Source organism: Micromonospora radicis, assembly GCF_003583405.1.
Classification (GTDB): domain Bacteria; phylum Actinomycetota; class Actinomycetes; order Mycobacteriales; family Micromonosporaceae; genus Micromonospora; species Micromonospora radicis.
Map to the genome: position 1 here is coordinate 1 of NZ_QXEC01000013.1, position 14,517 is coordinate 14,517.

Sequence of the window (14,517 nt, forward strand, 5' to 3'; positions counted from 1 at the left end):
CCCGCCGACGGCCACGCCGCGAGCACGGCGTCGACCGGCTCGGGCGACAGGAACGAGCGCAGCAGGTCGTACAGCGGCTCCTGCCGGTGGTCACCCGGACGCCGTCGGTCGGCCACCTGCTGGATCTCGGCGATCGCGCCGTCGGCGTCGCCGATCAGCAACCGGGCGATGGATCGCAGCTCGCCGTGCCGGAACGGCGAGATGTTCGCCTGCATCCGGCACGTCAGCCCCTGGCGCGCGAGGCGGTCGGCCTCGTCGACGTCTCGTGGATGGACCGTGATCGCGAGCAGCACGATCGCTTCGATCTCGTTGTTGGGCCCGATCCGGATGGCCTCGCGTAGTTCGCGTTCCGCGTCCGCCGGCCGGCCGCTGAGGATCAGCGCCTCGCCGTAGTTGGCCCGGCTCCCACTCAGCGTCGGGTTCAGCCGCACCGCCTCGGCCAGCGCCTCGGCCGCCTCGGCATACCGTCCCAGGTTGTTGAGGACGATGCCGTGCACGTCGTGCGTGATCGGATCGGTCGGGTCGGCGGCGAGCGCGTCAGCGACGGTGGCGAGCGCGTCCTCCGGGCGGTCCAGTTCCAGTTGGGCGTAGATCAAGGAACGCCGCAGCTGTGGTGCCTTGGGGCGTAGCGCGATGGCCCCGTGCAGCATCTCCATCGCCTCGTCAACGCGGCCGACTGCCCGCAACGCGGAGGCGAAGTTGGCCGTGTGGTACGGGTTGGTCGGGGCCAACCGGGTCGCTTCGGCGTACGCCTCGACCGCCTCCTGCGCGCGGCCGAGCCCGATGAGGACTCCGCCGCGGATCCCGTGCGCGAGGTGGTCGGACCGGTCCAGTTCGAGCACGATGTCCACCTCGGTCAGGGCTTCTTCGTGCCGGCCGGTCTCCGACAGCGCGTGGGCCAGCGCCCGACGCTGCCTCGCGTCCGGCAGGATCTCGACCGCCCGACGGTAGGCCTCGACGGCTTCGGCGTGCCGGCCGGCGCGTTGCAGGGCGATACCGAGGTTGAAGTGGTTCACCGATGACGTCGGGTCGCGCTCGACCGCCCGCTCGTAGGCGCCCAGCGGTGTCGTCTCCACACCCCGGACGTACGCCTTCATCAGCTCACCGGCCACCTCGTCGCTCCAGCCGAGGCTGAGTTGGAGCTGTTCGAGAGCCGCGAGGCCGTTCTGCTTCTCCGCCGGGGGACCGTACTGGCCGGCCCACCGCACGAACTGCAGCGCCAGGTCGTGTTTGCCGTGCTGTTCGGCGCCGATCGCCGCGTACAGCCAGCTCTCCGCGTACTCCTCGAAGCGGAGCGTGGCGAAGGTTCCGCCGTAGAGCACCTCGGCGGAGTCCCCGTCCTCGAGCCGGCCCTTCAACCAGTCGATCAGCTGGGAGTGGCCGAAGACCAGCTCGGCATCGTTCTGGGCGAGGCGTGCGGCGACGAACTGCGCGGCCTCGTAGCGGCCCCACCCCGGGTCGAAGGACGTGCTGGTCCTGAGGATCTGCCTGGCCAGCGGAGATCCGATGAGCTGGGCGTTGCGGAGCGTCAGCTTGTCCCACTGGTCCCACTGTCCGGCGTCGGCCGCGGCGACCCACTCGGACAGTACGGCGGCCACGTGCGAGATGTTGGTCAGGATGGCGGAGCCCGACGCTGGGTCGACGTCGTGGCGCGGTGGCTTGAGCGCTCCGCTACGCAGCTGCTCCACGATCTCGGTGTACGTCGCGTCGACGACGTGCCGGTACTCGGGGAACTCGTGCTCGAGGAAGCCGAGCGCGCCGGCCTCGTCGTTCGTCTCGATGAACGCCTCGAACTCGTCCATCTGCTCGGCGAGCATGAGCCGTGCCAGCTTGAGGCCAACCTGCTTCTCAAGATGGTCGAGGATCCAGTCGAGCAGCTGGCGGGCCTCCGCCTCGGACCCGTACTCGATGCCCACCTCCTTCAGTAGGTTGGGGCCAAGAGAGATGCGTTCCCCCGTCGGCTCCTCCAACGTCTGGCTGTGCTGAAGTTCCCGCGCGGTGGCTACCAGTTCCTCCACCACGCGGAGATCCACCGCGGCTCGCTGGAGGAACTCGAAGATGATGCGGTACCCGGCGCGCTGGGCGCGTGCTATCGACACGAACTCGGCGAGATCGGGCGCGAGCCCGTTGCGCGCGAGGCCGAGAACCAGCCGGCCGTGCCACATCGGCGGCATCGCGGCGACGGTATCGGCGAGCACGCCGGTGCTGAGCGGGGCCGCGGACGTCTTCCTGATGGCCAGCACCGCTTCGCAGCGCACACTCCAGTGCAGCTCCGGGTCGCTGCCGGCCGCCTCCAGGCAGCGCAGACCGGTTCGGCCCGCCTCGGCCAGTCGCTTCGAGGCGTCCGGCCAGAAGTCCACCCCGTCGCCGCGCTCCCGAAGCACGCTCATCAGCGCCATCTCGGTCGACGGCAGCGCATGCCGGGCCATCTCCGTGATCAGTTCGAGTCGCTGCGGCTGACTCAGATCGTCGGACGTGGCCAGCTGGATCAGCGTCTCCTCGTCGGCGAGCGAGGGGTCGTTGCGTAGCAGGTTGTCGGCCAGCCGGAGTCGCATCCACGCCGGTACGCCGTCGTCGCTGTGCAGGTTCAGGGCGGCGGTGAGGCCGCGCTGGTCGTGCACCTCCACGAGAGCGCAGAGATGACGCAGCTTCAGGTCGAGCGCGACACCGCCGTGGTCGAGCTGTGCCGCGAGAAGGTCACGCCCCGCCTCGCCCTGGCGGGCCAGCGCGCGGGCGAGCGACTCCCGGACGGTCCAGTTGACGTATCTGTTCGCCAGGGCGTGGGCGGCGTAGGTGACCGCATCGGTGACGCCATCCTCGATGAGCGCCAGAGCAAGCTCGGCGCGGTCTTCGTACCGCGGTTGCGGCGCGGCCAGCAGCCGCATGCTGGGTCCGACGACGTCGGGAACCGCGGCCCGGATCAACTCGGCGTACAGCCGGCAGCGAAGTCCCCATTCCATGATGCGGTCCCCGGCGGTGTCACGGACGGCCGCCACGCCGGTCGTACCGCACTCCAGCAGTGCCCGCCCGATTTCCAGCCTGGCGTCGGTGTGCATCCGCCGGTTACGCAGCAGCCTGATCGCCGCGGCGACCGCGGGGCGGGAATGCGGGCGCAACACGGCGAGGAACGCGGTCAGGTCCTCCCTGCTCGCTGTCTGCCGTTCGAGCAGCTCGCGGACGAGGTCGGCGTCCTGGCGGGTACCGAGGGCGACGAGGCCGCTGATGAGGCGTAGCCGCAGCTGCCGCGGGCAGTTGTCCGCGACGACGAGCGCGCGGGCCCGCCGCAGCGCGGCCTCGTCTCCGGCTTCGATGAGGGTGGACATGGCGATGTAGGCGATCTCCGCCTCGACGTCGGTACCGGTCTTCTGGCCCGACGACTCCTCCAACGCGGCCACCCGTTCGCCGGCCCAATCACGCAGTGGGCGCACCGAGGACCGCAGCAGGACGCTCAACGCGGCGAGCGCCCGGCGGCGTTCGAAGACCAGCGGGGACTGGGTGGCGGCCAGGATGGCGTCTCGTACCGCGGCTGCCGACGCCTCGTCCCGATAGTCCGGCACCTCGGCGATGATCTGCGCCGCCAGGGTGCGCTGGGTGACCCAGGGATCGCCCTCCTCGGACAGGATGTGGGCCACCAGGGCGGCGGGATCCGTGACGCGGCTGGCCGCCGCCACGAAGACCCGCGTCCAACTGGGGTCCATCCACCGATGCTCGTCGATGCACTTCCGCTGGCCGTCGAGGGTCAGCCCGGCGAAGTAGGTGGCCAGGAGAGTCTCCCGCAGGAGCGGGTGGATGAAACGAACGGTGGGCCGCATCGACGAGTCGCTGGCCTCCACCAGGATCCCGTCGTGGAGCAGTTCCCAGACGACCGGTTCGGCCAGGTCGGCGATGGGGTTGGGGGCGGACTCGAGCTGGGTGGTCAGACGAATCTTGGCCGTCGTCGCCACCGCGTCGTAGTCGGGATGGCGACGGATGGCGGCCCGAAGTTCCGCCTTCGGGATGTCCTCGACGCCGCCGCGCCAGGAGTCCTGTAGGCCACCGAGAACCTCGGCGAGTACCCGCATCCGCAGGAAGGCGTCCGGCATGGCCTCCCGGTCGGCCGGGCTGCGGGGGCCGCGCCAGCGGCCGGACAACAGGTGCAGGGCGACGTCGTAGTACAACTGGGGCAGCGTGGAGCGGCGGTAGTCCTGATGCTGAGCGGTATCGGCCAGCCGGCACAGGAACGACAGCAGTAGCGGAACCTCGGCCAACTGTTCCAGTTCTGGCCGGTCGGCGAAGGCGGCCAGTAGCGAGTCGGCGGCATCCGATCGGTCGTGCAACCAGGCGTGCACGAAGTTGACCGTCTCCCGGGAGGAGAAGCCGACCAACTGGAGATCCTCGCGATTGCCCACGGCAAGCTCGTCGATGATCGCCAGCGCGGCCGGGCGCGACGCCACCAGTAGGGTGTTGTTCACCGAGAGCAGCGTGACCAGGATCTGCTTGAACCGACCGGCCAGGCCGGTCGGCATCTCGTCCAGCCCGTCGACACACAGGAGTACCCGCCCGTCGTTGAGGGCGCGTTCGACCACGGCCACGTACCCACGGCCGTCGTCCTCCTCGGCCTGCGCGGGCGAGAGAGTCGCGGCGACCAATGTGCGGGCCAACCCGCGCACACCCATGCCGTGATCATTCTCGGACGCGAGCGTGGTGCAGGTCAGGCGCACGGGAATGGTGCAGTCGTCGAGGGACCGACCGTCGTCCAGCAGCGCCACGGCGCGCTGGGCGGCCCGCATCGCATGGTGCTTGAGCAGCCACGACTTGCCGAATCCGGGATCACCGCTGACGACGGTCAAGCTGGACATGCTCCGGGCGACCTGCCACCGCTGCCGGACCGGGACACTCTCGCCGGACAACCGGGCGGGGGCGAGGCTACGGCGCAACCAGATGGTCTGGTGCAGCGCCTCGGCGTCGACGCCCTCCGGCATCGTGTCACGCTGAGACCCCGCCTCCCGGATCACCGCGTCGAGAATGTCGCGGGTGGCGGCTACCGGATCCGGCCCTTCGAAGTCGCCGGCCACCGCCGAACGCCACGCCGGATTCTTGCGATGATGGAGATCGTTCAACGCCCAGACCGAATGCTCGAGCTGTTGCAGCATGGCTGCGGCGACGATCCAGGCGCCGTGCGGCTTTCCCGCGCCCCGGGTGGCCTTCACCACGCCGACGATCCGCCCGGCCTCGCGATCCAGGACCGGCGAGCCGCTCATCCCGGGATCGACCGCGCCAAGCTTGACCTTCAGGACGTCGACGCCCTGCACCTCGACGACCCCCTCGAACTCGAGGGTCGCCACATCGGGACCGAAGGAGCCCGGCGCGTCCACGGGCCGCTTGCTGTACCCGATCGCCATCAGTTCCCTGGCGGTGCCCGGCCGACCGAGCAGCACGCACGGCGTGTCCTCGAACTCACCGGCGCGGGCGGCGAGCACCGCCAGGTCGGGCATGGGGTACATGAACGCCTCGATGCCCGGGGCGATGTCCCGCGGATGCTTGTTCCAGACCAGCAGCGCTCGCAGCACGCCCTGCCGGTCCGGCGCGTAGACCACTCTGTCCACGGCGTCGTGCACCACGTGAGCGGCCGTCACCGCGACGCCGGGCGCCACGAAGAAGGCTGTTCCAAGAAGGACGCCGGCCGCATCGGTCAATGGAACAGTCGCAATCCTGACAAGACTTTCCAGCTTTGTCGTCACCTACGTCGCCACCCATCCGGAGCACGCACGGCAGGAATACACAGCACTCTATTGTCGGTACACCGAACCGTCGCGCCCCTCGTCGCACTCGCACCGATCGGCCGATCCACACAGGTCAAGGGGTTCGCATCTCTGTCCAAACTGACCGGGCGCAGGATATGGGCACTGGTGTACGCAAGCTTCTATTCGACTCACACCCGAAAGGTGGCCATGCAGATTCCCCACGCCCGCCGGCTACTGGGCGCACCGGTCAGTTCGTCCGACGGACAGTTCCTCGGCCGAATCGGCGCCGTCTACCTGCCGGAGGGACGAACCCAGCCGCTGCTGGTCGCCCTGCCGGTCGAGAAAGCCACCCCCTGGGTGGTACCCCTGCTCGGCGCCCGGCTCACGGCCGACGGTCTGGTGCTCGGCTACCCGACCGCACTGATCACTACCGGGCCGACCGTCGACCCGGACACGCCACTGTCGCTTGGCGAAGTCCGCGCAGTGCTCGCGCACTACCAGCCGGCCGCCGCCGAGGCCGTGCACGGAATGCCGCTGACCGAACGCGCCTCCGAGGGCGCTGACGTCAGCGCGACGGCCGGCTTCCTGCACCGGATCCCGGTGTTCCCCGGAATCGGCGACGACGACCTACCACCCATCGTGATCACCATCCCCGGCGCAACCGGGTTGCCGGGATGACCGTCCCCGAGCCGGCGTCGTCCCCGTTGTCGGCCGCCAACCAGCGAATCCGGGACACCGCCAAGTGGCTCATCGGCAGCGCCGCGGCGGTAGGCGCCGCCCTCATCGCCGGCAGCCAACTATCCAACATCGGGCGACTCAGCGTCGGATGGCCCACCTCGATGGAGACCGCACGGCTCTGGGTTGCCGCAGCTGGTGTCCTGTTGGGCTTGGCCGGGGTGGGGTTCGCGATCGCCGCTGCGGTGCGCGTGCTGCTGCCGGTCCAGGTGCTCATCTCCGACCTCGCCGAGAACTGGCACGAGCCCGCCGCTGAGCTGCGGCCGGTGGTCGCGTTCTTCCAGCGACGCACGAAGTACCTCCAGGGCAGCAAGAACCCGGAGGAACTGATCAGGCGCCGTGACGAGCTGGTGGAGAGGCTGCCGCAGCCCGACCAGGCTGCCGAGGCGCGTGCCGCGGTCCGCGCCGGCATCGCCTCGTACGACCGGCGCATCGCCGCGATCGAGGAGATGGCCAACCACGAGGCGCTGAAGGCCACCTTCGAACGCGCCCTCCGCCGGGTGTTCCTGGCCACGATCGTCTCCGGCGCGGGAATCGTCGGGTTCGCCTGGGCCGCCAACCCGCCGAGTCCGCCCGCCGGTGCCGACCTGCGCAACGCCCGGTTGATCGGCGCGCAACTGCGCGACGTCGACCTCCGTGGGGCGAAACTCGACGGCGCCGACCTCACCGGTGCCGACCTGCGGGGCGCCGACCTGACCGGCGCCTCGATGATCCAGGTGACGTGGTCCAACACGATCTGTCCGGACGGCACGCTGAGCGATGCTGACGGCGGCACCTGCCAGGGGCACCTCCAGCCATAGTCCGTAGCCCATCGTTGTCCACTCGGGCGAGCGGCCCACCGCCAACAGGTGCGCGATGGAGCCGGAAGGCCAGCGCCACGAGCCAGGCCGGTTACTCGCCGGCGCGCAGTACCTCGCTCAGCCGGTCGCGTCGGCGCAGCGCCGCCGCGACCGGTACGACCGCGGCGGCTGTCGCCACCAGCGCCACCCGGCATGGGAAGCACCTGCCGGATCGCGCCACCCCTCACCGCGACGCGCGAGGAGTTGGCCCTCGGGCTGGAGATCCTGGACCAGGCGATCGGCGAGGCGACGCCGGCCTGACCGGTCGCGTCACCCGTTCGCGTCGCGCCGACAGCGACGCCCGCAGGACGGTGATCGGGGGATAGGCTGCGGGGCGGCGTGCCACCGACCTAAGGGGACGGATGACGGGCGACGCGGTCTCGACCTGCGGAGGCTTGGCGTGAACGATGGGCTGCGTCCCGGTGACCCGACCCGACTCGGCGGGTACGAGCTGCTCGCCCGGCTCGGTGAGGGTGGCATGGGTACGGTCTTCCTGGCCCGGTCGTCGCAGGGACGGCGGGTGGCGGTCAAGGTCGTCCACCCGGAGCTGTCCTCCGACGACGAGTTCCGGGGCCGGTTCCGCAGTGAGGTGAACCGGGCGCGGCAGGTGCCGCCGTTCTGCACCGCCGAGGTGCTCGACGCCGACCCCGATCACGATCCGCCGTACCTGGTCGTGGAGTACGTCGAGGGGCCCAACCTGGCGCAGGTGATCCGGGCGCAGGGGCCGCAGGGGGCGGCGAGAACACACAGCATCGCGGTGGGGGTGGCCACCGCGCTCGCCGCGATCCACGGTGCCGGCGTGATCCACCGGGATCTGAAGCCGGCGAACGTCCTGATCGCTCCGGGCGGGATCAAGGTCATCGACTTCGGTATCGCTCGCGCGTTCGAGGCGACGAGCCAGTACACCCGGACCAACCAGGTGGTGGGAACCGTCGCGTACATGGCCCCGGAGCGGCTCGACACGTCGGCCGGCGTGCCGGTGGGTCCGGCGGCGGACATCTTCGCCTGGGGCCTGGTGGTCGCCCATGCCGCGACCGGCCGCAACCCCTTCGGTGGCGACTCGGCCACCGCCACCGCGATCCGGATCCTCACCCAACCGCCGGACCTGACCGGGCTCGACGGGCCGCTGCGGGATCTGATCTCCCGGGCGTTGGAGAAGGATCCCGCCGCCCGGCCCACCGCCCGGGAACTGCTCGACGGACTGCTGACCGCGACGGACCCGCCGGCCGCCGGTGGCGACCCGGGTGGCTGGTCGACGCCGGCAGGGCCGGTCGACGGCGCGGGCGCGAAGCGGCGTGGGCTGCTCGCCGCGCTGGGCGCCACCGCCGCGGTGCTCGCGGTGCTGGTGCCCGCCTTCCTGTTCGGCCCGCAACTGCTGACCGCCCGTACCGATCCGGACCCCACCGGCGCGCCGGTAACCGGCGGCGCCACACCCACGCCCACCTGGAGCACGCCCGCCGCGTCACCGGCTGCTGGCGCCGACCACACCCGGGCCGCCCTGTCCGGGCACCGACGGATCCTGCTGCACCTGGTGGAGGCCGACCGCAACCTGTCGATGGCGTACGGCGACGAGGTGAGCGCCGGCACCGGAACCGGCCCGGAAGCCCTCTTCGCCCTCGATCCGGTCGGCGTCGACTACATGATCAGATCGTTGAACCCGGACACCGCGGGCCGCCCCTGCCTCGGCGTGAAGATCGACTCCACGGGGTACGCGTCGCTGATCGGCGCCGACTGTGAGCCGACTGTGGCGACCATGTTCAGGATCTTGCGGGAGGCCGAGGACGACGAGGGGCGCACCTCCTACGCCATCCTCAACGACACGTACGGCGTGGTGGAGTGGGACCCGGACGAGAAGGAGATCTACGTGCAGGAGATCGGCGACGCCGAGGTCGGCACCACGTTCGTCCTGGTCGATCGCGGTGCGCTCTGAGACGCACCCCGGCGACCCGGGCAGCGAGGTCGTGCGCCGGTCGGTGCGTGAGGCGGGTCCGGCGGTCGGCCCGGCCCGCGAGCGCCGTCGACCGCGCCGAGGCGGAGCAGCCTCGCAGCGGCCGGCCCGGCGGGCGAACGTCAGCGGCTGCCGTCCCCGACGATGGCGGCCGGTAGGGGAGCGTCGGCGCGGAGCAACCCCTCGGCCACCAGCTCCGCCCAGAACTGCGGCGGCGGGGGCGTGGCGGTCAGTAGCGCGGCGTTGCGGCGTACCTGCTCCGGGTGGTCGGCGCCGACCACCACGGCGGCGACCGCCGGATGCGCGGCGGCGAAGGCCAGCGCCGCCGCCGGCAGCGACGTGTCGTGTCGGGCGCAGACCTCGACGATCGCGTGGACCCGGGCGAGTACCGACTGCGGCACGTGCGCGTACTCGTAGCGCAGTCCGGCGTGCGGCCGGGGCACGGCCAGCAGGCCGCTGTTGAACACACCGGCGTTGAGCACCGACACCCCACGCCGCTGGCAGTCCGGCAGCAACTCGTCCAGCGCCGGCTGTTCCAGCAGGGTGTACCGGCCGGCGATCATGATCGCGTCGATGTCGGTGTCGGTGACGAAGCGGTGCAGCACGGGCCAGTGCTTCGAGCCGACCCCGATCGCGCCGACGACGCCCTGGGCCCGCAGCTCGTGCAGGGCCGGGTAGGCCTGGGCCAGGGCCTGCGCCTGGTGGTCCTCCGGATCGTGGATCAACACCAGGTCGACGCGGTCCACGCCGAGCCGGTCCAGGCTCGACTCCAGGCAGCGGTGCGTCCCGTCGGCGCTGAAGTCCCACACCCGCCGGTGGTCGGCCGGGACGTGGAAACCCTCCGGGTCGCGTCGGTGCGACCCGGACCGTACCGGTACCAGCCGCCGTCCCACCTTGGTGCTGATCGCGTACGCCTCGCGGGGCAGCGTACGCAGCGCGGCGCCGAGCCGGCGCTCGGAGAGCCCGAGCCCGTAGTGCGGTGCGGTGTCGAAGTACCGGACACCGCACTCCCAGGCCGCCCGTACCGTGTCGGTGGCCTCGGCGTCGTCGATCGCGGCCCAGAGGTTGCCCAACTGGGCGCAGCCCAGACCGAGGCGGCTGACGGTCGCCGCCGACCGACCCAGGCGCACGCCGGTCATGTCGCGCCGGCGGGCAGCCGCAGCCCGTGCATGCCGCCGTCGACGGCGAGCACGCTGCCGGTGGTCGAGCCGGCCAGCGGACCGGCCAGGTAGGCGACGGCGGCAGCCACCTCCTGCGGGGTGGTGAGCCGGCCGGTGGGCTGCCGGGCCCGCAGCGCGGCCAACTCGGCTGCCGGGTCCGCGGCGGCGGCCAGCAGCCGGCGTACCCACGGGGTGTCGGCCGTACCCGGGTTGACGCAGTTGACCCGGATGCCCGCCGACACGTAGTCGGCGGCCATCGCCAGGGTGAGCGCCTGGACGGCGCCCTTGCTGGCGCTGTAGAGCGCCCGTTGCGGCAACCCGAGCCAGGCGGCGATCGAACCGATGTTGACGACGGCGGCGTGCGACGACGCCCGCAGGTACGGCAGCGCGGCCCGGGTGACCCGGACGATGCCGACCACGTTGACGTCGAGCACCCGGTGCCACTCGTCGTCGTCGTTGCTCTCGATGGTGCCGAGCGCACCGACGGCGGCGTTGTTGACCAGGACGTCGAGGCCGCCGAACGCGTCGTGGGCGGCGGCGATCGCGGCCCGCACCGACGCGTCGTCGGCCACGTCGGCCGCCAGGCCGAGCAACGGCTCCGGTACCTCAGGGTTGACGTCCAGGCAGGCGACCCGCGCGCCCCGCTCGGCGAGCAGGGTGGCGGTGGCCAGGCCGATGCCGGAGGCGCCGCCGGTGACCACCGCCGTCAGACCGGTGAACTCCCGCCCGCCGCCGCTCATGCCGGCGCCAGCGTCTGCCGCTGCCGACCCAGGCCGTCGATCTCCAACTCGACCACGTCCCCGGCGGCCAGGTACGGCTTGGGCTCCGGCAGCCCGAGCGCGACGCCGGCCGGAGTGCCGGTGTTGATGACGTCACCGGGGTAGAGCACCATGAACTGACTCAGGTAGCGCACCACCTCCACCACCGGGAAGATCATGTCCTTGGTGCTGCCGTCCTGGCGCAGCACGCCGTTGACCCACAGCCGTAGCCGCAGATCCTGCGGGTCCGGTATCTCGTCGGCGGTCACCAGCCACGGGCCGAACGGGTTGAACGTCTCGCACGACTTGCCCTTGTCCCACTGGCCGCCGCGTTCCAGCTGGAACTCCCGCTCGGAGACGTCGTGGGAGATGGCGTATCCGGCGATGCAGTCCCGTGCGGCCTGCGTCGACGGCAGGTAGCGTGCCTGGCGGCCGATGACGACGGCCAGTTCCACCTCCCAGTCCGTCTTGGTGCTGCCGCGGGGCACCAGCACGGCGTCGTCGGGGCCGACCACAGTGTCCGCTGCCTTCAGGAAGACCACCGGCTCGGCGGGCAGCGCCGCCCCGGTCTCGGCGGCGTGGTCGCGGTAGTTGAGGCCGACGCAGACGATCTTGCCCGGGCGCAGCGGGGGACCGGTCCGCAGCCCGGTGTCGTCGAGCACCGGCAGGTCGTCCGGGTGCACCGCGGCCAACCGGGCGAGTCCGTCGGCCGCCAGGAACGCGGCGTCCAGGTCGTCGACCACGGTACGCAGGTCACGCAGCCGTCCGGTGTCGTCGAGCAGCGCCGGGAACTCCCGTCCCGGCGGGCCCACCCGCAGCAGCTTCACCCGTCGCCCCCAGACATCACGTCGCAATGAGTCGGCAATACATCCGATGTCTACCAGGTGATCGTGATGGCTCACAAGGCCGGCGGCCGGTCCTGGCCGGACCACGACCGGGCAGACATCGGACCGGCTCGTCCGGCAGCCGGCGGGCGGCGCGGGTCGCCTTGTCGTCGTCTGCCATGCTCTGGGCCGTGACGACCGGCCACCCCCGATCCCACCGTCGTAGCCGCCACCGTCTACCGCGCCTGCTGCTCGCCGTCGGCCTGGTGGCCGCGCTCGCCGCCGCTGCCGTGCTGGTGGTGCCGTACCTGCTGCCGCCGGGCCCGCGTCCGCTGTTCCAGCTCCCCGTGGCCTGCGGCGAGACCTGGCAGGCGGGCACCTATCCCGGCCACGACGACTACGACGTGGACTTCTTCCCGATCGAGGGAGAGTCGTGGGGGCGGCCGGTGCTCGCCTCCTACGAGGGCACGGTCACCGTGGCGGGGATCAACGGGACGCTCGGCGGCCGTACCCCCGATGACCCGGACGGCCCCCGGGGTCGGGGCGGCGGCTACTGGGTCAAGATCGACCACGGCGGTCGCTGGGAGACGCAGTACCTGCACCTGCTCGAACCGCCGCTGGTGCGGGTGGGGCAGCGGGTCGCCCAGGGCGAGCAGATCGGGCGCCTGGGCAGCACCGGCAACTCCGGCGCGCCGCACCTGCACTACGAGCAGCGCCGGGGCTGGGAGAAGGTCGAGGCCTGGTTCGACGGCCAGCCGTCGGGCATCACCCACGACGACTTCGAGTACACCGTGCGGCTGACCAGCAACAACTGCGTCAGCGGATAGGCCGGCGGCGACGCGGCCGACCCGATGCCGTACCCCGGCGATGCAGTGTGCGGCATTGCGGCGGGCGGCTCGCCCTCCGCCGGGCCGCCCTCCGCCGGACTGCCGGCTGCCGGGTTTGCGGTTAACGTGGGCTCAGGCAACGGCCGGAAGGATCCAGGGAGGACCATGTCCAGCACCAGATTCGGGTTGGCCGGCGCGACGCTCGCGCTGCTGCTCACGGCGGTCGCCGGCTGCAGCGCGGGTGAGGGCGTCGAGGTGGACGGAGCCGACGGCGGGGCCGCCGGTGGGGTCCTCAACGCCGCCATCGGCGGCGAGCCCGACCAACTCGACCCGCACAAGACCTCGGCCTACTACAGCTTCCAGGTGTTGGAGAACGTGTTCGACACCCTCGTCGAACCGGACGCGAACCTGGAGATGAAGCCGTCCCTGGCCACCGACTGGACCACCAGCGACGACCAGCTGACCTGGACCTTCACCCTCCGCGAGGGGGTGAAGTTCGCCGATGGGTCGCCGCTGACCGCCGAGGACGTCGTCTACTCCTACCAGCGGATCATCGACGAGCAGCTGAACACCGCGTACAAGTTCGGCACCGTCGAGTCGATCACCGCGCCCGAACCGACCACCGTGGTCGTCAAGCTGAGCGCGCCCACCCCGAACCTGCTGGCCAATCTCGGCGGCTTCAAGGGCGTGGCGATCGTGCAGAAGGCCAACGTCGAGTCCGGCGAGATCACCACCAGGCCGGTCGGCAGCGGCCCGTTCGCCGTCGCCGGCTACACCTCCGGCGACAACATCCAGCTGGTTCGCAACGACAACTACTGGGGCGAGAAACCGAAGCTCGACGGGGTGCGGTTCACCTTCGTCAGCGACCCCACGGTGGCCCTGCAGAACCTGCGCGGCGGTGAGGTGCAGTGGACCGACAACCTGCCGCCGCAGCAGGTGCCCGCCCTGCGTGACGCCGACGACCCGACTGTGCAGTCGGTGCCGTCGACCGACTACTGGTACCTGGCCCTCAACCAGGCCCGCAAGCCCTACGACGACGTCAACGTGCGGCGGGCGATCGCCTTCGCGCTGGACCGGGAAGCGATCACCCGGGCCGCCAAGTTCGGGCTGGCCACGGTCAACCAGGCCGCCATCCCGCAGAACAGCGCCTTCTACTACGAGTACGCGCCGTACTCCCACGACCCCAACCAGGCCCGGCAACTGCTCGACCGGGCCGGGGTCGGCGACCTGACGATGGACCTGATGGTCACCAGCGAGTACCCCGAGACGGTCACCGCCGCGCAGGTCATCGCCGCACAGCTGGAGGGCATCGGCGTCACCGTCCGGATCCGCACCCTGGACTTCGCGCAGTGGCTCGACGAACAGGGCAACGGCAACTTCGACTCGTTCATGCTCGGCTGGCTGGGCAACATCGACCCGGACGAGTTCTACTACGCCCAGCACCACAGCGGCGGCACGTTCAACTTCCACAAGTACCGCAACCCCGCCGTGGACCAGCTGCTCGACCGGGCCCGTACGGAGACCGACCAGGCCGCGCGCAAGCAGCAGTACGAGCAGGTCGCGAAGCAGATCGTCGACGACGCCAGCTACATCTACCTCTACAACCCCGACGTCGCGCAGGGCTGGTCGACGAAGGTGTCCGGCTACGAGGTACGCACCGACCGGGCGATCCGCTTCCGCGACGTGTCCCTCGCCAGGTGAGC

The 14,517-nt window shown here is 71.2% G+C and carries 9 protein-coding genes; 5 read left to right on the forward strand and 4 right to left on the reverse strand.

Features of this window, described 5'->3' with window-relative positions; genetic code table 11:
- On the reverse strand, positions 1–5,720 hold a 5,720-nt coding region (locus tag D2L64_RS14995), incomplete at its 3' end, for a tetratricopeptide repeat protein (RefSeq protein WP_147376244.1).
- A 210-nt stretch (positions 5,721–5,930) separates the two neighbouring features.
- Here D2L64_RS14995 and D2L64_RS15000 point away from each other — a divergent pair.
- The 3 genes from D2L64_RS15000 (at position 5,931) to D2L64_RS15015 (ending at position 9,227) form a co-directional block, all read left to right on the forward strand.
- Complete coding sequence (locus D2L64_RS15000; protein ID WP_119576873.1) at positions 5,931–6,401, forward strand: hypothetical protein; 471 nt, start codon at positions 5,931–5,933, stop codon at positions 6,399–6,401.
- Positions 6,398–7,258 carry a pentapeptide repeat-containing protein gene (locus D2L64_RS28285; protein WP_267898675.1) on the forward strand — a complete coding sequence of 287 codons (861 nt, stop codon included), beginning with the start codon at positions 6,398–6,400 and terminating at the stop codon, positions 7,256–7,258. Before D2L64_RS15000 ends, D2L64_RS28285 begins: the two co-directional genes overlap by 4 nt.
- Before the next feature lie 439 nt (positions 7,259–7,697).
- Complete coding sequence (locus D2L64_RS15015) at positions 7,698–9,227, forward strand: serine/threonine-protein kinase (RefSeq protein WP_119576878.1); 1,530 nt, start codon at positions 7,698–7,700, stop codon at positions 9,225–9,227.
- 140 nt (positions 9,228–9,367) lie between these two features.
- On the opposite strand, the gene D2L64_RS15020 is transcribed toward D2L64_RS15015, so the two are convergent.
- From D2L64_RS15020 to D2L64_RS15030, 3 genes are read right to left on the reverse strand one after another with little or no spacing between them, the layout of a single operon-like run.
- Complete coding sequence (locus D2L64_RS15020; RefSeq protein ID WP_119576881.1) at positions 9,368–10,384, reverse strand: aldo/keto reductase; 1,017 nt, start codon at positions 10,382–10,384, stop codon at positions 9,368–9,370.
- Entirely contained in the window at positions 10,381–11,145 is a 765-nt protein-coding gene (locus D2L64_RS15025; RefSeq protein WP_119576884.1) for an SDR family NAD(P)-dependent oxidoreductase, read from the reverse strand. The genes D2L64_RS15020 and D2L64_RS15025 overlap by 4 nt, the downstream gene beginning before the upstream one ends.
- Complete coding sequence (locus tag D2L64_RS15030) at positions 11,142–12,017, reverse strand: fumarylacetoacetate hydrolase family protein (RefSeq protein ID WP_325049909.1); 876 nt, start codon at positions 12,015–12,017, stop codon at positions 11,142–11,144. The genes D2L64_RS15025 and D2L64_RS15030 overlap by 4 nt, the downstream gene beginning before the upstream one ends.
- Before the next feature lie 149 nt (positions 12,018–12,166).
- Here D2L64_RS15030 and D2L64_RS15035 point away from each other — a divergent pair, with 149 nt between their 5' ends.
- Positions 12,167–12,814, forward strand: coding sequence for a M23 family metallopeptidase (locus D2L64_RS15035; protein ID WP_119576890.1), 648 nt, complete (start codon positions 12,167–12,169; stop codon positions 12,812–12,814).
- A gap of 165 nt (positions 12,815–12,979) precedes the next feature.
- Entirely contained in the window at positions 12,980–14,515 is a 1,536-nt protein-coding gene (locus D2L64_RS15040) for an ABC transporter substrate-binding protein (protein WP_119576893.1), read from the forward strand.
- Positions 14,516–14,517: the final 2 nt, after the last annotated feature.

Excerpts from the sequence above, each read along its gene's own strand:
- D2L64_RS15025 (WP_119576884.1), bottom strand. The coding sequence starts at position 11,145 with ATGAGCGGCGGCGGGCGGGAGTTCACCGGTCTGACGGCGGTGGTCACC.
- D2L64_RS15040 (WP_119576893.1), top strand. The coding sequence starts at position 12,980 with ATGTCCAGCACCAGATTCGGGTTGGCCGGCGCGACGCTCGCGCTGCTG.
- D2L64_RS15035 (WP_119576890.1), top strand. The coding sequence starts at position 12,167 with ATGCTCTGGGCCGTGACGACCGGCCACCCCCGATCCCACCGTCGTAGC.
- D2L64_RS15000 (WP_119576873.1), top strand. The coding sequence starts at position 5,931 with ATGCAGATTCCCCACGCCCGCCGGCTACTGGGCGCACCGGTCAGTTCG.
- D2L64_RS28285 (WP_267898675.1), top strand. The coding sequence starts at position 6,398 with ATGACCGTCCCCGAGCCGGCGTCGTCCCCGTTGTCGGCCGCCAACCAG.
- D2L64_RS15020 (WP_119576881.1), bottom strand. The coding sequence starts at position 10,384 with ATGACCGGCGTGCGCCTGGGTCGGTCGGCGGCGACCGTCAGCCGCCTC.